The 19,974-nt window shown below is 39.8% G+C and carries 12 protein-coding genes; 2 read left to right on the forward strand and 10 right to left on the reverse strand.

Annotated features, from left to right (window positions below; translation table 11 throughout):
• Window positions 1-21: 21 nt before the first annotated feature.
• From IGK77_RS09900 to IGK77_RS09915, 4 genes are read right to left on the reverse strand one after another with little or no spacing between them, the layout of a single operon-like run.
• Window positions 22-399 (reverse strand): hypothetical protein, encoded by a 378-nt coding sequence (locus tag IGK77_RS09900; RefSeq protein WP_074799488.1) that lies wholly within the window; start codon window positions 397-399, stop codon window positions 22-24.
• Window positions 400-420: 21 nt separating this feature from the next.
• Window positions 421-1,077 (reverse strand): hypothetical protein, encoded by a 657-nt coding sequence (locus IGK77_RS09905; RefSeq protein WP_071866845.1) that lies wholly within the window; start codon window positions 1,075-1,077, stop codon window positions 421-423.
• Between the two features lie 59 nt (window positions 1,078-1,136).
• The gene (locus IGK77_RS09910; RefSeq protein ID WP_071866846.1) at window positions 1,137-1,676 is read right to left on the reverse strand and encodes a hypothetical protein; all 540 of its coding nucleotides are present in this window, start codon (window positions 1,674-1,676) and stop codon (window positions 1,137-1,139) included.
• Between the two features lie 20 nt (window positions 1,677-1,696).
• Window positions 1,697-9,439: an InlB B-repeat-containing protein gene (locus IGK77_RS09915; protein ID WP_438713170.1), complete on the reverse strand. Its 7,743-nt coding sequence runs from the start codon at window positions 9,437-9,439 to the stop codon at window positions 1,697-1,699.
• A gap of 777 nt (window positions 9,440-10,216) precedes the next feature.
• Here IGK77_RS09915 and IGK77_RS09920 point away from each other — a divergent pair.
• Window positions 10,217-11,719, forward strand: a complete 1,503-nt coding sequence (locus IGK77_RS09920) for a helix-turn-helix domain-containing protein (protein WP_074799490.1) — start codon at window positions 10,217-10,219, stop codon at window positions 11,717-11,719.
• An 82-nt stretch (window positions 11,720-11,801) separates the two neighbouring features.
• On the opposite strand, the gene IGK77_RS09925 is transcribed toward IGK77_RS09920, so the two are convergent.
• Window positions 11,802-12,794, reverse strand: a complete 993-nt coding sequence (locus tag IGK77_RS09925; RefSeq protein WP_074799491.1) for a zinc-dependent alcohol dehydrogenase family protein — start codon at window positions 12,792-12,794, stop codon at window positions 11,802-11,804.
• A gap of 284 nt (window positions 12,795-13,078) precedes the next feature.
• Window positions 13,079-15,502: a hypothetical protein gene (locus tag IGK77_RS09930; RefSeq protein WP_074799492.1), complete on the reverse strand. Its 2,424-nt coding sequence runs from the start codon at window positions 15,500-15,502 to the stop codon at window positions 13,079-13,081.
• A gap of 419 nt (window positions 15,503-15,921) precedes the next feature.
• Here IGK77_RS09930 and IGK77_RS09935 point away from each other — a divergent pair, with 419 nt between their 5' ends.
• The gene (locus tag IGK77_RS09935; RefSeq protein ID WP_074799493.1) at window positions 15,922-16,803 is read left to right on the forward strand and encodes a hypothetical protein; all 882 of its coding nucleotides are present in this window, start codon (window positions 15,922-15,924) and stop codon (window positions 16,801-16,803) included.
• Between the two features lie 562 nt (window positions 16,804-17,365).
• Here IGK77_RS09935 and IGK77_RS09940 read toward each other — a convergent pair.
• The 4 genes from IGK77_RS09940 to IGK77_RS09955 all read right to left on the reverse strand — a co-directional run bounded on the left by IGK77_RS09940 (window position 17,366) and on the right by IGK77_RS09955 (window position 19,962).
• Window positions 17,366-18,373 (reverse strand): DUF916 and DUF3324 domain-containing protein, encoded by a 1,008-nt coding sequence (locus IGK77_RS09940; RefSeq protein WP_229078042.1) that lies wholly within the window; start codon window positions 18,371-18,373, stop codon window positions 17,366-17,368.
• A 127-nt stretch (window positions 18,374-18,500) separates the two neighbouring features.
• Entirely contained in the window at window positions 18,501-19,076 is a 576-nt protein-coding gene (locus tag IGK77_RS09945) for a hypothetical protein (protein WP_071866853.1), read from the reverse strand.
• Window positions 19,077-19,099: 23 nt separating this feature from the next.
• Entirely contained in the window at window positions 19,100-19,660 is a 561-nt protein-coding gene (locus IGK77_RS09950) for a WxL domain-containing protein (protein ID WP_074799494.1), read from the reverse strand.
• Window positions 19,657-19,962 carry an LPXTG cell wall anchor domain-containing protein gene (locus tag IGK77_RS09955; protein ID WP_074799495.1) on the reverse strand — a complete coding sequence of 102 codons (306 nt, stop codon included), beginning with the start codon at window positions 19,960-19,962 and terminating at the stop codon, window positions 19,657-19,659. Before IGK77_RS09955 ends, IGK77_RS09950 begins: the two co-directional genes overlap by 4 nt.
• Window positions 19,963-19,974: the final 12 nt, after the last annotated feature.

Below are 19,974 nucleotides of genomic sequence, written 5' to 3' on the forward strand. Positions count from 1 at the left end.
CCTTCAATCTACGGTTTTTATTTATTTCTTCGATGAATAGTTCACAATGATTTCACTCATTTTTTTTGGATTTCGTCGCTTGTCACGAATAATTTGATAACTAACAAGAACGATCAAAATCAAAATCACGCCTGTCAAAACGTACAATACTTGTATTTGTTCTCCCAATGGTAGTAAAACGTTTTTTTTAGGCGGTGCGCTTGGAGTCACTGATTCTTTCGGATCACCGGTATCCGGCTTCGTAGGGCTTGTTTCTTGTGTCCCATTTGAGTCAAACTTTAGTTCTCCAGTGACTTCAATGTTATTAGAACTAGCTTCTATGTGCGTTTGTGGCAATCCAATGATCAATAGACCTAAAACCATGAACAAACAAAGAATTGTTTGTTTTTTTTGTTTCATCCAATCACCTCACGATTTGAACTATGGATACGGATCTCCAGCTTCATCTAGCGCTTCAATATTCAGTGTCAACGTACTTGCAATTGAGATTGATCCTTTATCCGTTGGAAAATCAAGAACATCAGTATCAACATCTCCTTCAAAAGTAAACGTCGCTGTACTAGCTCCTGTTAAATCACCTGGACGTGCATTCGGTGAAGCTAAAGTCATAAAGTCTTCTGATATGGTTGTATTTACCGAACCATTTTCAATCAAAAGATTGCTGGCTCCTAAACTACCAACCAATGTTAACCGATCGATTGCTGAGATATCTCCAGAAGAAACTGTGTAATTTCCTAGACTGATTTTTACTGGACGACCGGAATGATTGGTGATCTTATGCTCTCCACCTAGAATTGTCTTATAGTCTTCTGGTTCAGTGAAGAAGACCGCTTTTAAAGGTAACGTCACATTCAACCATTTATCTGGATTGCCTGGTTCCGGTGCCTCCGGATCTGTGTTGTCAAATCCTAAAGTTCCATCGATTGCCACATCTGCCGTCTTATCGATCGATCCACCTAATGAATTATCAATCGTCTGGTCATCCCCATTGATGATCACATCAGCTTGAACACTGGCCCCTGCTGCTAAAATCGTGCCGAACATCAAACCTGTTGCTAGAATATTTTTTACTTTCATTTTGTTTTCTCCTTTATTTATGTCTTTATATCCTAAAGCATGATTGCTTTATTCCGTTTTTATTGATTGACATTGATGGTCACGTCAACCGTCGTTTTACCCATAAGCTTTTTATTTTCTAAATCATAAAACTCTAATTCTACTACTCCTGGATGCGTGCCTGTCGTTAACTCTTTTGCCAATGTCAATTCAGTTACTTCATATCCAGGCTCCAATAAGCCTGTTTCATATAATGTTTCTTTAGAATCCTTCATGGACAATATTGCTTGTTGCCCATAACGATTGGTCGGCAAGTTTTGGATCCAGATATTGCCCGTTTTTCCATCCGCATTGACACTGACTTCTGGATACACATTGATAGTTACATTACTATCATCTACCGCTTGATTGGCATATTTTTTCAATTGGTCGCCTGTCATTTTTTCCGCATGTTTGATCTCCGGAAAATCGTCCGACAAAATCTGCGTTGGTTGGTTATTGACATACCAATACCAACCAATCGCAACGATCGTAAGCAATAATAAAAGAAGCGCCAGTAATCTTTTTTTCTTTTGTTGTTCATTTTTTTCAGTTATTTTCTGTGTTTCCTGTGTGATCATGTTCACCTTCTTGTGTGTGTTCAATTTATCTTCGCAGCAAAGTGTAAACTCAACTTGCCTGTTACTTTATTATTTTGTGTGGGATCACCAAAATATTTCCCTGTAAAACCAAGTGACATTTGGGAATCTGATGGCACTGATTCGGTCCATTGTGCACCAGCAAAAGTACTTGCTTGTCCAACTAACGGCTTGTCAGATGGCGTCGCACCGATTCGTTGCAAATATAAAAACATTGATTCGCTCGTCGCTTCTTGTTCCGATGAATCTAAAAAGACAATATTCGAAGTACTTGCTAACTCCACATCGTTTTTGGTATGGAAGGAAACTGTCAATTCTGTCGTTGTCGAATGATTGATCACCTGATAATCATCACTAGTCACTTGATCGTCTAAGACGTCAAAAGCCATTCGGACTGGTAACGTTACATGGATCGCTGGATCACTTTCCACCACAAAAGGAACGGTATATTCCCATGTGGCTTTTTCACCATTAACCAATGACTCGCTGACAACGATCTTGCCAGTCGTCGTTCCTTCTTTGGACGTATCGGGATATTGAGTGAAACCTTCAATTTTCAAGGTAGGATATTGACTGATATCTAAATATCGTCCAATTTGACGATCCATATCTTCACGAGACATTCCTAACACTGTTTTTTGTTCACTTGGATTTAAACGATCGATGTTTATTCGTTCAAATCCATTCGCAGTGATTTGATAACGGCTTCGATTATCCGATATCCTTGGTTGCACCACATTATCTTTGATATTGTCCAGTCTGCCATTGGCTTCCGCATGGAAAATTTCTACGATATCGCCTTTCGCCACTGATAGTCTTCGATTTGTTCCGAAACCATTCAAGGTATCCAACCTTTGATTACCATTAACAGAAAAATCGAAATCTGGCGTTTGTGCATTCATTGGACCATTAGAAACAGTTACTTGGTTATAGTGCCTGATTTGATAGTACATATCATTTCCAAAATAGGAATGAACCGAAGTTCCAGCTAATGCACTATTATAGGTCGCAACAATTTGCGTTTGATCACTGTTCAAGCTTAAAGTTGCTGCTCGTAGGTCTGTTCCTTGAAAACTAATTCCTCTTACATTTAACGAATGACCAAACTGATAAGTGACTGGTACATCGATCGTAGCCAATACTGTGCCATTTTTTGAAACCTCTACACGTGCAGATTGACCATTCAGTGAATCTGGGAAACTTACAAAACGCGCGTCATAATCATCTGTTTCAGTTTGATCTTTGAAGACTTTGACAAAGTCTTTTGCCTGATAATCCGTTTCTCCATATCCATAGTTCAAGACTTGGCTATTCGGCTGGATATCTGTGTAATTTCCGATACCAGTAAAGCCAATGATGCCTTGTTCATTGATGACCCCGATTGAAAAACGCTCGGCATTATTCCGATTGATCTGGAATGTACCTGTTGTGACCTCTCCTGCCAAGTCCGCTTGATATGGATTGAATAAGCGAACAGGGTGTCCTGTAAGATCTAAAGTTACTGTTACTTGGTTTGTTGAAACAGCTGTATCTACTTCTGGTTGGATCGAGTTGAAGAACTCGGAAGTTTGTGCCCCATTCGTCTGCCACCTCAAGTATGGGTATGTTCGATTGGCACTGCTCCCCAAAGCAAAACCTGTGAACCACTTTTCACCAAACCCAAGCTCCGTTATGGTTGCATCGATCAATCCTGTAGTGCTACGCGCTTCACCCACACCACTTGTCGTCGTTTTTCTTGTAGTGCTTGCATCAAAATAAACATTGTTTGCTGTAATTCCTGTGGTAGTATTCGAAATCGGTTCTCCAACAGTAAATCCTGCGACGAATAAATTCGTGAGCTGTGCGGTTGCAGTTGCACTTATCGCTCCGATCACTCCTTGTCCATTTGATGAACCAACACCATAATTATCGGTCATCACTAACTGACCACTGTCTTCAATCCTACCAATAAATCCACCAGAACCATTAGCAACATTTCCAAGAATATAGCCACTGTGATAACTCTCATTAATCGTCACATTTCCTGCTAAACGACCAATAAATCCACCAGCATAACTATTTCCACTTCGAAGATCACTCGAATTGATACTTCGTTCAATGTGTACTTGACCATTTCCTGTAACATAGCCAATCAACCCTCCACGATAGCTAGATATTGAAGAATTGACCGTTGAGCGAGTCTCGCTATGCGTATCGGTGATCGTTACTGTACCAGATACTTCACCGATCAATCCTCCTAGATTCAAGGAGTAATTATTACCACCAGTAAAATTCACTTTTGAACTAGAATGACTCATGGTAAGCACTCCTGTCGTGCGACCAACGAGACCACCTAGTAAACCGTTTGAAGTATTCGAGTGAAGATTACTTGAGACTTGGCCATTCGTAATCGTTAGTTGTCCACTGTTGTTTCCAACGAAAGCCCCGCTCCCATTCGACTGGTTTGAAAGAATACTACTGCTACTGTCCATTCTGATATTCTCAAGTTCAACAATACTTCCTGCGCTGATTACGGCAATCACTCCTGCAGTATAGTTGGTAAATGACTGACCTCTAGTATTCGTCACTCGTAAATTTTCAAATGTTAGATTCTCGATTCGTAAAGGATCGTTTCCGACTGAGCGAATAAATGCTAAGTCTATTTCTCCACTAGTCAACGTCAAATTCTTGATGACTGCATGATTACCGATCAATTTCGCTCCATATACTTGTCTACCAGAAAAAGTACCTGCATTTGCCATATCGATTGCTATTCCATCTTCTGGTTCAATCGAATAGTTTTCATCATCTTTATCAAAAGGCGCTTGACTATTCAGAAAGCGACTTAGATCTTCTGCCGTTCGTATGACCGTTTGGACATAATTTGCCGTCACTGTTGCATCTTCTGTCCCCATCGTGAAAGTAGCCGTTCGATTTTCCTGATCAAATCTTGTCACCGTACTCCCTGTGCCAGTCACGCTAAATCCAACAAAGCGATACCCTGCATTTGCTTCAGCCGCCTGAATCGTTGTGGTTTCCCCTTCGATAAAATTCGTTCGGTCAGCGTTTGGATCAGCTGCACTTCCTGCCAAGGGATCACGGACCAGTGTCAAACTCATTCGCCGTGCGGTAAATCCAACCACTCCTTGTTGATTGATGACACCAATCGATACTCTTGCAACAGATCCACGATTGAAAGTGAAGGTTCCTGCTGTCGCTTCACCAGCTAAGCCAGAGCTGTATGGATTAAATAGTTTTAAAGGCTCGTTTTGTAGATCTAACGTGACCGCCACTTGATTGCCCGTCACTTGACGATCGACCATTGGATCGATGCTATCAAAAAACATCGATGGTTGCGTATTTTGCGTCTGCCAACTGAGATACGGATAGGTTTTATTCGTTCGTTGAGCGACTGAAAAATCGGTCCGCCAACGATTCCCAAAACCTAACATAGCGGTTGTTGATTCGATCAACTCTAGCGTAGTTTTCGCTTCCCCTACACCTGTCGTTGTTGCTTTATTCGTGGTACTGGAATCATAATAAACATTGGTCGCAGTAATACCTGTCGTATCTGAGGTAATTGGCTGTACCCCTGTAAAACCTGCAACAAATAGTTGGCTGAGTGTCACTCGATCCGTTAATTGATTGATCCCGATCACACCATTGCCATTGGAGGAGCCAATGCTATAACTATCCACGACACTGAGTGCGCCATTGCCTTCGGTCATACCAATGAACCCTGCAGTTCCTAGACTTGTACTTCCTTGGACATGTCCATTGTGATAGCTTTCCTCGATTTTAGCAGTTCCTGACATCCTTCCGATAAATCCGCCCACATTACTGTTATTTCCTCGCATATCACCGGCATTGATACTTCGTTGGATCGTGACATCCCCTGAGAAGGTCACTCGACCAATCATTCCACCTCGATATGTTCCGCTCAATGAATTGATTGCTGTTTGGCTTTCACTTACAGAATCAGTGATTATTACCTCACTACTGGTTTCGCCCACTAGTCCACCGATATTTAATGTATATGAACCACCACCAGTAAAAGTAACTCGAGAAAGACTACTCTCAATGGTCAATGGACCGTCATTTTTACCAACAAGTCCACCCATTAGTCCATTAGCTGTGTTGGAGTGTAACGTTCCTGAAACCTCACTGTTTTTGACCACTACTGAACCCATATTATTTCCAATCAACCCTGCACTTCCATTCGGTTGATTCGCTAAGATTCGGCTACTCTCATCGATCGTGATATTTTCAAGCTCCACTGACTTACCGCTTGCTACTTGACCGATGATTCCAGCTGAATTAGACGATGATCGTGTATTATTCAGCGAGATACCAGCTAAGGTCAGATTCTCGATTCGTGAAAGATTACTGCCATTGATTGTTTGGATCAATCCAAGGGAGGCATTTTGAGATACTAATGAAAGATTTTTGATGATCGTGCCATTTCCGATCAGATGACCAGAAAATTGACTACGTCCTGAAAAATCACCTTCTCCTGACATGTCGATCGTTTGATTTGTTTCTGGTTCGATCGTGTAAGTCTGGTCGTTTGCATCATAAGGAGACTCACTTCGTAAAAACTTTCCGAGATCATCGGCATTACGGATAATCGTTGAGGCGTATTCTGCTGTGATGACCGTGTTTTCAGTTCCAATCGTTACTGTCGCTGTTCGTGCGTTCAAATCGATGTTGGAAACTGAACTCCCCGCACCAGTTACACTGAATCCAACAAAACGATACCCTTGGTTAGGTGCAGCTGCTTTGATCTGTGTCGTTTCGCCTTCAAGAAAATCATTTTTTTCAATCTCCGGATCATGATCGCTACCAGCGATTGGATTGCGAGCGCTCGTCGCCGTCATTCGCCGTGCGGTAAATCCAACGACGCCTTGCTGATTGATGACACCAATCGACACTCTTGCAATAGATCCACGATTGAAAGTGAAGGTTCCTGTTGTCGCTTCACCAGCTAAGCCAGAACTATATGGATTGAATAGTTTCAATGGCTCATTTTGTAGATCTAATGTTACCGACACTTGATTACCCGTTACTTGACGATCGACCATTGGATCGATGCTGTCAAAAAACATTACCGGTTGCGCGCCTTGGGTCTGCCAACTTAGGTAAGGGTAGGTTTTATTCGTTCGTTGAGCGACTGAAAAATCGGTCCGCCAACGATTCCCAAAACCTAACATAGCGGTTGTTGATTCGATCAACTCTAGCGTAGTTTTCGCTTCCCCTACACCTGTCGTTGTTGCTTTATTCGTGGTACTGGAATCATAATAAACATTGGTCGCAGTGATACCTGTCGTATCTGAGGTAATTGGTTGCCCTCCCGTGAAACCAGCGATAAAGAGTTGATTCAACGTAACATTACTTGCTAGTTGATTGACTCCGATCACTCCATTACCGTTGGAAGAACCAATACTATAACTATCCATGATGCCAAGGGCTCCACCGCCTTCAGTCAAGCCGATGAATGCTGCGGTTCCTAGACTTGTACTTCCTTGGACATGCCCATTATGGTAACTTTCTTCGATTCGAGCAGTTCCTGACATTCTTCCGATAAATCCACCGACAATACTGTTATTTCCCCGCATATCGCTAGCATTGATGCTTCGTTGGATCATCACATTCCCTGAGAATGTGACTCGACCAATCATACCACCACGATATGTCCCACTCGCTGAATTGATTGCGGTGTGACTTTCACTTCTAGAATCAGTGATTGTGACCTCACTACTGGTTTCACCAACTAACCCTCCTATATTTAAGGTGTAAGAGCCTCCTCCAGTAAAAGTAACACGAGAGACACTATTTTCAATCGTTAGTTGTCCTTGGTTTTGCCCAACTAATCCGCCCATCAATCCATTAGCAGTGTTGGAATGTAAGGTTCCTGAAACCTCACTGTTTTTGATCGTTACTGAACCTTGGTTGTTTCCAATCAACCCTGCATTTCCAGCGGGTTGATTGGCAGCAATTTGGCTACTTTCATCGATCGTAATATTTTCAAGCTCGACTGTTTTCCCGCTTGCTACTTGACCGATGATTCCAGCTGAATTAGACGATGATCGTGTATTATTCAGCGAAATGCTAGCTAAGGTCAGATTCTCGATTCGTGAAAGATTACTGCCATTGATTGTTTGGATCAATCCAAGGGAGGCATTTTGAGATACTAATGAAAGATTTCTAATAATCGTACCATTCCCGATCAAGTTACCAGAAAATTGACTACGACCTGAAAAGTTCCCTTGTCCAGACATATCGATTGTCTGATTGGTTTCTGGTTCGATCGTGTATGTTTGTTCATTTGAATCATAAGGAAACTCGCTACGTAAAAACTTTCCGAGATCCTCTGCATTGCGAATGACTGTCGAGGCATACTCCGCTGTGACTGTCGCATTTTCAGTCCCCATTGTGAAGGTTGCGGTGCGATTTGCTAAATTAACATTCGTAATCGTCCCGTTTCCTGTCACATTAAAGCCAACCAAACGATAGCCAGGAGACGGTGCTCCTGCTGTGACCGTCGTTGTTGCACCAACCACCAGACTAGTCGTCGGCGCAGTCGGATTACTTGCACTTCCAGCCTGTGGCGAACGTGCCAAAGTTAAGGTTCGATTACTCAGTTCGTAACGTGCAGTAACTGTCGCATTTTGAGAACCCATGGTAAACGTGCCTGTTCGATTAGATGTATTTACATTCGTGATTGAACTTCCCGTACCACTCACATCAAATCCTGCAAACTGATAACCAGTCGCTGGGGCTGCAGCGGTGACCGTCGTTGTTGCACCTTGTGCCAGTGTGGTCACAGGCGCCGATGGATTTGCACTCGCTCCTTGCGATGGATTTCTAGCAAATGCCAAAGTATGAGCGGGTAATTCTGTAAAACTGCCACGGATCGCTTGGTTTACCGTTGCTACAAAGTTCGGATAATATGAATGATTCCATATAGTTGCAAAATAAAAATAGGTATTGAATATCCAATCCAAATCTACCGTAAATGAATTTGCTCTTTGACTAGTAAAAGAAGCATCACGGATACGCTCAACTCGTATAGTAAATTCTTGAAAATCCGCTAAAGTCCCTTCATTCAGATTGGATGGCGATAAAACTGGACCTTTTATTTGGTAAGGTGTTGTTTCTTGAATAGTAAAGTGAAAATCTCCTTGTCCATGTTGAATCGTATTCACTCCAAATTGATACTGATTTCTTGTTGGCATTCCATAAAAATCGACTCCTGCATACAACAAACTATTTCCGTCGCGATATAAAAACTGCCTAGGCAACATAATTCGCCCTACAATACTATTTCCTGTTCGGTTACCTAACTGATTACTCCCCGACCATACAATGGACGCTCGGCTGTCATTTAAAAAATAATTCCTAAAAGTTGTTGGAAACTGTGTACGGTTTCCACTGGCATTTCCTTGTAAAAATCTAGAGATCCAAAAATTATCTAGCGTATTCAATAGCTGCGCATTTCTTGGTTCCCTATCTAATAAAGGTCCATCTTCCACCACTTCTTCTGGCGTCGCTTCTACCGGTTCGCTCTCGTCCTCAGTCGCCTCCTCACTTTCTACCAATGTTTCTTCTATTGTTTCCTGTGTTTCACCAATATCTTCTACCTGTTCTTCTACACTTGACTCGTTGGTCGTCTCAGCAATAACGCTGATACTATTTCCTAATGACGAAAAAAGCAGCAAGATAATTACAATCATATGTAAAATTTGTTTCTTATAAAAATGAGTCATTTCCTCCTCCTACTCTACACGTATTACTTGACGTGACGTAATCTGCTGATTTTTTGGCAGAAAGTTATACTCAATGTATTGAATGTACTGACTTATGGTGCTTCGTTTTCTACTTAATATCTTCTATTGTACGATTGATACCCTACACAACTGTTCTTCGTAATAGAACATGCCTACTTTTTTTGATATCCGCTAGTTGTATGTTTGACTAATTAAATGTATGCACCCCTTTCTTATCCAGATGAAACTATGATATTAAATAACAATGTAATAAAACTATTATTTTTTCATCTTTTGATTATAATAACACTAATCTACTTTTTGTTTATTTTTATTTTTTTCTCAAACAAAAAAAATAAAGCACTACCTTATTTCTATAAGTTCCGTAATTCTAGCAATAGTCATTGGTTACAATACACGCGCCCATAGTCAAAAACTTTTTTTTTATTATTTAGAAAAAAATATCACACTATGCACCTAGGAAATTTCTGCATAATTTTTATTGGAAAAACAAAATCTCCTCACTTTTAAAAAATAACAAAATTATTTAAAAAACACTTATTCGATAAAAAACACTGTAATTCCAACTATTCCTCCTTGATTTAAAACACATTATTTTTAAATTATCATGAATTTTCCATTTAAAACGTTTGTTTTTTTTGTATACTTATACTATGCACATCTTCCCCTTAGCCTATCTAACTATGTGTTTTAACATTAAAGAGAGACTCTATTTCTTACATATCTATAGAAAAATAAAGATTGGAAGCCAGAATAATGGAAAATTTACCCATCACCTTACAACTTGATAATCAGTTTAAACGACAATATCAAATTTTAAATTTAGTACATAAAAATAAAACCAACCAGTTAACAATCAATGATCTTGCTCTTGACTTAGAGAAGTCAAAGCCTACACTCAAAAAAGACATTGAAGAAATCAATCAAGCGTTGAATGAGCAGTGTGTTTCACTAAAGATTGATCATAAAGGACTATTATCATTCCAATACAAAAAAGTAATGACGATCGATTCGATGATCACCTTATTAGCAAAAAGGACCATCACTTACCAAATCATGGATCTATTACTTCATAATGTGACCTACTCAACCGATGAATTAGCCGATGCCTTGATGGTCTCTAGAAGTACAATTTTTAAAACGATTCGTCATATGAATAATATCTTGAAGGAGTTCAGCGTGACGATCACTACTGGACCATTGACTTTGTCAGGTAGAGAGGAAGATATTCGTTTTTGCTTTTTTGCCTTTTACTCAAGTTTTGGCGATAGTACGATCATTGATTCAGATAGTGAGATCGATGCACAGTATTTAGTTGACGAAGGTCATAAAAGAGATCACGCCTTTTTACATTTTAGCCATTTCCGTGCCGCTTTATGGCTGTCGATTGCAAAAGCGCGGTGGAAGTGTAAAAAACTTTGCAACTTGAATCGAAGTATCAAAGTGTTGATCAAAAGTAGTAAAGGCTTCTCTTCACTTGAGCCATTATTACAGGATTACTATCTTTCACGCTCAAATGAAACGCTCTCATTAAATGAAACGATGTGGTTATATTTAGTCTCACTTCATTATATTTCCTACACACGTCAAAGTAATTTAGATGATGGACGCTCCTATGCATTTTATCGAGAAGAAAACCCTACTGTCATCGAAGTGATCCAACGTTTTCTAGCGACTGTTTTCCCAGAACACATGATCAAAAACGGGACACTAGAAAAAATGGAAGCCTACTTAGTCAATGCGCGTTTACTTTCTAAAATGAGCCATACTTACGAATTACATTCACCAACTATGGTTACTCAAATGAAAGCACGTTATTCTGAGATCTACCAAGTATGGCTTGAAAAATTGACGCTTCTAAAAAATAATCCATTGTTTGGTTTTGTTCATATCGATTATCTCGCAGCTGCGTTGACAACGTTTCATGCTTCGCTTTTGATGAGACAGTCGTATCGTCCTTTACGTATTTTGTTTACGATCCAAGGACCGCCATCTTTAGATGATTATATCCTGAATGAGATCGAGACACTCTTTATGCAACGTTCAACGATCGAATTTCAAATTGAACATGCTGTCACAAAAGAATCGATCGAAACCTACCAAGCTGATCTAGTAGTTTGTAATTATGATCTTCATTTGATCGATGAACAGACTTGCCAAATTCATCGCATCTCCAATGTTCCGACGATTGCGGACTGGCGTCTTTTAATGGAGACGATCACTTATTTGTCTTTGCCTGCTTATTTAGAAAATAAATAGAACAAAAACGCTACTTGTCCTTTATTCGCGAAATAAAAAAAGAGTAACCTGCTTTTGATCACAGGTTACTCTTTTTGTTCGGTCATCTATCTGATACACTATCAAAATTTAAAAATATTTTCTTTTTTTTCTTTTCTGCCTCCTCTAAAGCCTGACGATAGTCAGAGATTGGATATACAGGAGCTGTGGTTAGTAGATTCAATTGTCCCTCCTCAACCAAACGGAATAATTGTTGAAATACTTTCTGCCATTCTTCATTTGAAACCGAGTCAGCCCAGTGCCTTAGATGATAGACTTTGGCTTGGATCGGCAACGTATGGAGAAATGACCAATCAACTTGTTGACCAGATAGCAACCCGATCGCAATGAACTTCCCATAAGGTTGGACCGCTCGTGCAAGGATCTCACCACTTTCCCCTCCAACTTGATCAACGGCTGCGCGGACCCCTTTGGCATTTGTATGTGCCAAAATTTGAGTCAATGTTGTTTCTTCATCCCAAACAACGACCAAATCTGCTCCTAGTTCGGTTAACTCTTCTTTATATTTTTCGTGTCGAACAATTACAATGACTTTAAATGATAAAATTTTACTCAATTGGATAAAAATTCTGCTAATGGAGGAATTTCCTGCATTAAGCAAAACATGATCTCCTTTATTCAGGTCCAATTCTTTTGTACAGATCAACCAAGCAGTTACAGGATTGATGTACATTTGAGCAGCTGTCAGTCGATCGATCGAAGACGGGACAATAATGAGGTCTTTCTTTGATACTATGTGATAGGTTTGCCAAGTTCCTGCTACTCGTAGTGGTAAGACGTATTGTCCTATCATTTGCTCATCCTGAGGATAAGTGACTTGGATTACTTCCCCGACACCTTCATATCCAGCGATTTGTGGCAAGCTAATACGGTGCGCATAAGCTCCATGGATTGGTATCAAATCAGAAGGATTGATTGGCGCCATCAGCATTTTGACCAAGACTTCTCCTTGTCTTAAAGTGAGTGGCTGCTCTTCTAGTTGCACAACCTCTTGCGGCAAACCAAACTCTCGGTAAATCAGACAGTGATTTTTCATTTTTTTCTCCTTTGATGATCGTTGGGTTCTTTTAACAAGTGTATCATTTCCCTGAAATAAAAAGAAGACTGTATGCCACCTTAGAAACGAATAAACGGTGGGAACAGAAGTACTATCTTCGACAAAAAGACGACGGCCACAAAAATTTAAAGAAGCAATTTTCATGGCTGTCGCTTTATTTTTTGAGACTAAAAACTTCTATTCCCACCTCTTGTGCTATGATCAATGAACTAAGTAGCCTTGGGATCATAGCACGTTACAGATCACTTCCTAGCAACTACGTATCAGTTGACGGCTACGACTGTTACTTTGACTGTTTTTTCCCCAAACCCATACTGATTCGCCATCAGTACCACTTCGTATTCGCCAGGAATAGGCAACACGTTGTTCTCTTTGATGACTGCACCTTTCACGACTTTGCCATCACTATAGACGGTTCGTGCATTTGTTGCTTTGATGATAGAGGCATCATCTATTTCATCCACCGTAATAACGGCATCTTCTGCCATAAACACATAGCCTTCTGTCAAATTTTCAGAACGAACGATCACTTTGACTGTTTTCTCAATATCCCCTTTATCAATACCAATCGTTACTTCATAGTAGCCAACTTCATCTTTGACTGTCGATGCTTTGATCACTGGTAACGCTTCTACTGGTTGACCAGATAAATCCGTTACAGTGGCCCCGACCGCCACTAAAATTGATTGGTCATCGGTCTGACCGACAGTTACAGCAGCATCCGCTGCGCTTAAAATATACTCTTGTTGTGGTAGTTGTTCCCCAACTACTTTGATTTTCACTGTTTTTTCTACACGGTCATCTTGTTCGATACCGATTGTCGCTTCATACTCTCCTGGAGTATCTTTCACTGTACTAGCCTTGATAATTGGTGTACCTTGTTTTCCTAGCGTTTGGTTGAACACATACGCGTTCGTTGCTATAAGAAGGGAATAATCATCGGTCTGACCGACCATCACTTCTGCATCGTCTGCTAACAATATATAATCAAAAGTAGGATTTTCAGAATCATTTTCTTCAATCGTTACAGTGACTGTTTTTTCAACCGAAGGGTTTTGCTTAATCCCTAGAGTGACTTGGTAAACACCAACTTCCGCTTTGATTGTTGAATCTTTAACGATAACAGTGATCGCTCTTCCCTGACTATCATAGGCATAGGCGTTCGTTGCTTCGATGATTGAACGATCATCTGTACGTTCAATCGTAGTAAACCCATCATTGGCGTAAAGTTCATAGGACAATTCAGGTTCAGTTGTATCCTCACCAATGACTGTCACTTGGATTTTCTGCTCGATTGAAAGGTCTTTATCAACTGTAATCGTTGCTTCATAGATACCTGCTTTGTTTTCAACGGTTGACGATTTGATCATTGGATAGGCTTCATAGGATAAACCACCATCTTTGTCAACGACTTCTGCACCACTTGCCCAGAGGATCGCTTCCTCATCCGTTTGGTCAACTTCCAAAGTGACATTTGTTTCCCACACATTCAAGCGATACTTTGGTTGGTTCTCTAGCTGTTGAACAGTCACCTTCACCTTTTTTTCAACAGCAGCATCTTGTTCAATCCCAAATATGACCTCGTAGGTTCCAGGAGTATCTTGCACCGTTGATTCTTTGATGATTACTCTTGCCACTTTTCCTGTTGTTACATCAAAAGCATAAGCTCCGCTTGCATCTATCAACGATTGTTCATCTGTATGACCAACATAAACTGTTGCATCCTCAGCGAGAAATTGATATTCGTGAACACCTGTCACTCCATCATTTTCTTGCATCACAGTGACAGTGATCATTTTTTCAAGACTTAGATCTTTATCTACAGCAATCAGTGCCTTGTAAGTTCCTGGGATGTCTTGCACAGTCGATGACTTGATCACGGCTTTTGCATCCACTGCTTCACCACGCTGATTCGTGATCTCGACATTAGCAGCTGCGATGATTGAAGCATCATCCGTTTGTCCTACCATGACTGTAGCATCTTGCGCACTGAATGTGTAACTTTCTTTATCTGTGATAGTAACTTTGATCGTACGCTCCACCCGAGGATCTTCTTTGATCCCTAATGTCATTTCATACTCACCTAATTGATTTTCAACGGTTGAGCTTTTTACGATCACATCAAATAACTCGCCCTTTTCATTACGTGCATAGGCACCAGCAACTTTTAGAATGTAATCAGTATCAGTTTGTCCTACTAGTACGGTCACGTCTTCTGCTAAAATCGTATATTTTGTTTCTTGCTTATCATTTAAAACTGTAACGTTTACTGTCTTTTCCACACTGGCATCTTCTTTTAAGCCAATGGTCATCTGATATTCCCCTGGCTTTTCTTCAACAGTTGTTCCTTTGATATAAGGTGTGAAGCCACTTAGCGGCTCCCCTTCTTCATCAACGACTTTCACATCTGCAGCCACTAAGAGTGAGGCAGAGTCAATTCTTTCGGGCAAGACAGTGGCATCATAAGCGACTAACTCATACTTTTGTTCTAAACTATTGATTTGTTCTTGGACGGAGGTGATTGATCCTAGTAAAGACTGATTTAGTTGACTCGTCTGTATAGAATCATTCTCCTTGCTCTTTTCTACTGATTGATTTGCAGCTGACACATGGGAAACTGGCACCATCATTGTTGACACAGTGAGACCGAGCAACATCAATTGACACATTGTTTTCCTTTTTTTCATAATGTAGATCATCCTCCTAAGAAAATTTAGCTCACCAATTATCTATGAATAGATTCTTCACCCATTCATAGCCCCCTTTTATTGGCGGTTTTTTGTAAAGAAATAACAATCCACATCCTTTACACCAAGAATAATAACACCATTTATCATCATTATTGTGCTTATTATTTCCTATTATAGAAATAAATTAACACCAATAAATTAGAATTATTCGCCATTGATTATTGCTATAAAAGAACACTGAATTATTAGAATTCTCCCAGTATCATATTTTTTTAAAGAAATAAAAAAAGAATATTAAAATGTTCCAACTATGATTCTTTGGATTCTCCATTACTGATCAACCATTTGATGATATACTTGATTGATGAAACCCTTATCAAATAGTCACAATAAGCAATGGAAGGAGTGATGCTTTTATGGATACAGCTTTTCGATTAAAAATGAAAATACAACAAAATGAGCCGATTGAAGATCCGATGCTCTATCTTGAGCAATCACTGATCGTCAAAAAATATGAGCAACAAGAGAATCTATCCACTCTAGGGAAAATTTTTGCTTTAATCGGTTTAGCAGAAATCCCTTATGCAAATCAATTACCAGTTACCCAGTCATTGATCCAATATGTAGAAGAAATGGTGGCGACACCAGACGGTTTTTCTTATACCGGAAAAGCAGAAGATATCGTTCCTTGTTACAACGCGATGTTACTGGAGACCTATGTTCGTCTCGGTTTAGGACAGACACTCCCTGCCCAGCGAGCACTCACGTGGATCAAAAACTATCAGCTCTTTGAACGTAATCAAACAATCTCGTGGACAGGACGTGGTATTTGCCAACATGGTGGTTGCTTAAGAAAAACTCCTTGTTACATTGGCATCGGAAAAAGTGTTCGTGCATTGATCACTTATCAAAAAATGGTGGATCAATCTGATCCACAAGTAAAACAAATGATTACTGATGGTGTGATATATATGGAAAAACATCAATGGTTCAAACGTTTGTCGAATGGACAGCCCATTTCTGCACATATTACAGAAAATATGTTTCCACAAGGCTATGTTTTATCCCTGACCGATCTTATCTACATTGCTTCTCATACTAATGACCTTGATCAAGAGGCTTTACAACCTTTGATTGACTTATTACAAATGAAGCAGACTAAAACAAAAGGTTGGAAAAATGAATATATCTATCGCTATAATGGGTACCAACCATTCAGTATGCGCCGTCATGACTGTCCTTGGATCACTGAAATGGTTTTACAGTTTATTCATACAAATTCGTTAAAATCATTTTAAAAAAATGGTCGATATATAACAAAGGAACCTAATTTTATTTTTATAGATGTTATTAAAAAACAAAGACTTCGCATGATCAGTTTATCACAAACTAATATAAATCAAGGTTTCCTATATAATAACTCCTTATTCTTATTTTGAAATCAAAAAAAATATTTTGTTATGATACTATTAATAGTTTTAAAAATAACACAGAAATGGTATTATTTATTTACGAAGATAATAGAGGAGTGAATGATGTTGGTTCAGTTAAGCAAGTTTTTATTTTGGTTTCCTTTATGTATTGCCGTGCTAGCATTTTTTTATTTCTTTAAATTAACTAAGCGCACTTTCTTGGTGTTCCTAGCTGCATGTCCAGTGATTTATTTTATCACTAAAATCATGGCATACTACTTTTACGATTCTCTGAGGGTGTTTGTATATTACGAAATCGGCCTTCTAATATCTGTGATTTTTTTATCAGTGTGCTTTATTATTTCTATAAAAAACGCTAACTGACAGAAAGAGATTGTGATCCCTATGCTAAGACTCGTGTTAACATAAGGATCACAACCCCTTTTGGTTACTCTTCTTTTTTCTTCTTACGTATGAATAGAAAATAAATGATCAATAGAATGATAACCCCAAGTAAGACACCTACAACTACATAGACCCACGTCGGGATCGACTGTTGATTTACTTCAGAGATTGCTACCTTATTCACTTCTTTCGCATCACTCTCACTGATGGTAAATTTGCGATCGAATACCCACTCGTTGTCTTTTGCATCTGAGATTGTCAAATGCAAGGAATAATCTCCCGCTTCCAGTCGCTCATTGTCCCAATCGATCGCAAATCGATACGTCGACAAGGGCGCCATTTGCATCTTTTTATCATAGGATACTTCTTTTATGACTTCCTCTGTGGCATCTTTCACCTCAGCTACATATTTCAAATGACCGATCGCATCCATCGTTGGATTCTTCAAGGTTGCTACCACACTTGTTTTCCCAAATGAAATGGCTGGTTCGACGCCTGCCAATTCCACCTTTCTTTGCACTTCATTCGTGTTATTCGTTAATTTCAATCCTAAGACATAGCCATAATTATTAACGATTTGTCCCTCTTGTTCCGCTTGACCTACTTTCATGACATGGATGGCTGCCAAGATTTGTCCATCAAATTCTTTTTCTGGCATTGTAAGGTCAACGCTAACTTCTTGCGACTTTCCACCAGCTAAAGTGATGCTTTCTGGGACTTTCGCAATGTTGTCGATTTGAAATTCGTCCGGTATATCTGGTTCATCCATTGGTTGCGTATAATCAATAAATCCTTGATCATTCGTATAGGCTTGGTTGACTGCAACCTGATAAGTTGACTCTTCATTCGATGTATTTTCTATCAGGAACTTGATCGTTTGTTTTTGACCAGGTTCTAGTTGTAAATCAAAATAAGTTAATTTTTTATCGGCTTGATTTTCTGGAATAATTGCTTTGATATGAAAGCCCACTTCACTCTCAGTCTCTGCCTCGGTGACTAAGGGGAAGCAAAAAGCAAACATGAAACAAATGGCTAAAATTATTTTCCGCATCACTACACCTCATTTATCGATTCATTTGGTTTTTCCTATAGATTTGATCATGAACAAAAACCTATAGAAAGAATTGAAGCAATCGCTGAATGCGATTGCTCCAATCTTCTCAATTCGGGCACAGCCATTAAGAAGCATTTGCCGTATTGTACAATTGATAATTGATCGTACCGTTCAAGACATTATTTACTTGTAAGACATTGCTCGGATCAGTAAAACCAATCGCGATCGATGTTACCGGAGTGGTGATTTGACCGGTATTATTTCCGGCATCTGGTGTAGTAGCTGATTGAGCGACAATTCCAGTTGCACCTGTACCAACTAATTGTGCGCCATTGATTTGGAATGAATTCACAGTAAATGTGGCTGGCGCAGCTGCTCGCGTCAATTGATTATTCGCAACAGTTGCTCTCACTGACCAAGCTTGAGCGATGCTATCATTTGAAACAACGATATTTCCTGGTGTACCGATCGTTCCAGTGCTAAGTGAATACGTACCATTTTCGATTTCCGTTTCAAACGCATAAGTCGCTGGAACGGCATCGAGTCTTAAATCTCCTGAAGTAGCATCGGTAATCGTCACAGTCGTCGGTGTACTTCCAGTTTGTCCTGGTACCTCTGCTGCGAATGCTGCTACTCCACCTATATTTACTAAAATCAACCCTGCGAATACTGCACTCAATGTTTTTGTTTTATGATTCATTTTTATTCCTCCTTGATTTTCAATTAATCTACATCGGCAACCACATTTACGAGGTTGACCGTCTGTATCGCTTTATAGGTACCACTTGGACTATTAGCAGGAACACTCAACTTAATACTTTCTTTCGGGATGATCAATCGAAAGTTTTGTTTTGTTCCTTGACTGACTTTGACGAGTTCTTGCGTTTCGCCATGACTGATATTTTCTATATCATTGACTTGATAGACGGTTGTTCGTTCTGTCGTCAACTGTCCGTCTTTCATAGAAAGTTTTGCTGCATATTCCTGCTGATTTTTAAAAGCAGATAAGGAATAATCGAGTTTCCACCCATTCGTTCCAGAACGATTGTCAACCACTTCGATCACTAGATCTTGCTTTGCTGGTACTTCAATGTCCGTCTCAGGGACTGGGTAGCGATCAAAAGTCGGTGGTATCACTTTCTTTAAATAAATAGCAGGTCCGATGATTTGGACATTCACTGCTGATTTTTTCTCTTCACTCACAGAAGACGCTCGGATCTTTGAAGGGGAAACAAACATCAGCAGCAAGATAAATAGTAGCAACCATTTGATTTTAGGCTTCATCGCTTCTGCCTCCTTAATCGATACATCAGTCCGACAAATCCAATCAACAATGTACCGAGAAATGCAGACGTTCCATACAACAAACTACCCGTTTGCGGAAGCATCCCCTCCGCTTGCGGTTTGCTCGTTCCACTTTCACCCTTATCTGTGGGAGCAACTTCGTCTTTTTCATATAATTCAAACTGGATTTCTTGCTGATCGGAAGCAATCACCTCGTCGGCAAACGCAGGAGCGACTCGCACAAAGCCAGTGAACAAAACAACACTAAGCAGGAACAAAAGATTGGTAGTTATTCGCTTCATCTCATCGCCTCC

Source organism: Enterococcus sp. DIV0806c, from assembly GCF_051710905.1.
GTDB classification, from domain to species: domain Bacteria; phylum Bacillota; class Bacilli; order Lactobacillales; family Enterococcaceae; genus Enterococcus_B; species Enterococcus_B mundtii.

Bases quoted from the DNA above. Each gene is read 5' to 3' on its own strand.
- IGK77_RS09900 (WP_074799488.1), bottom strand. From the start codon at position 399: ATGAAACAAAAAAAACAAACAATTCTTTGTTTGTTCATGGTTTTAGGT.
- IGK77_RS09905 (WP_071866845.1), bottom strand. From the start codon at position 1,077: ATGAAAGTAAAAAATATTCTAGCAACAGGTTTGATGTTCGGCACGATT.
- IGK77_RS09910 (WP_071866846.1), bottom strand. From the start codon at position 1,676: ATGATCACACAGGAAACACAGAAAATAACTGAAAAAAATGAACAACAA.
- IGK77_RS09915 (WP_438713170.1), bottom strand. From the start codon at position 9,439: ATGACTCATTTTTATAAGAAACAAATTTTACATATGATTGTAATTATC.
- IGK77_RS09920 (WP_074799490.1), top strand. From the start codon at position 10,217: ATGGAAAATTTACCCATCACCTTACAACTTGATAATCAGTTTAAACGA.
- IGK77_RS09925 (WP_074799491.1), bottom strand. From the start codon at position 12,794: ATGAAAAATCACTGTCTGATTTACCGAGAGTTTGGTTTGCCGCAAGAG.
- IGK77_RS09930 (WP_074799492.1), bottom strand. From the start codon at position 15,502: ATGAAAAAAAGGAAAACAATGTGTCAATTGATGTTGCTCGGTCTCACT.
- IGK77_RS09935 (WP_074799493.1), top strand. From the start codon at position 15,922: ATGGATACAGCTTTTCGATTAAAAATGAAAATACAACAAAATGAGCCG.
- IGK77_RS09940 (WP_229078042.1), bottom strand. From the start codon at position 18,373: ATGCGGAAAATAATTTTAGCCATTTGTTTCATGTTTGCTTTTTGCTTC.
- IGK77_RS09945 (WP_071866853.1), bottom strand. From the start codon at position 19,076: ATGAATCATAAAACAAAAACATTGAGTGCAGTATTCGCAGGGTTGATT.
- IGK77_RS09950 (WP_074799494.1), bottom strand. From the start codon at position 19,660: ATGAAGCCTAAAATCAAATGGTTGCTACTATTTATCTTGCTGCTGATG.
- IGK77_RS09955 (WP_074799495.1), bottom strand. From the start codon at position 19,962: ATGAAGCGAATAACTACCAATCTTTTGTTCCTGCTTAGTGTTGTTTTG.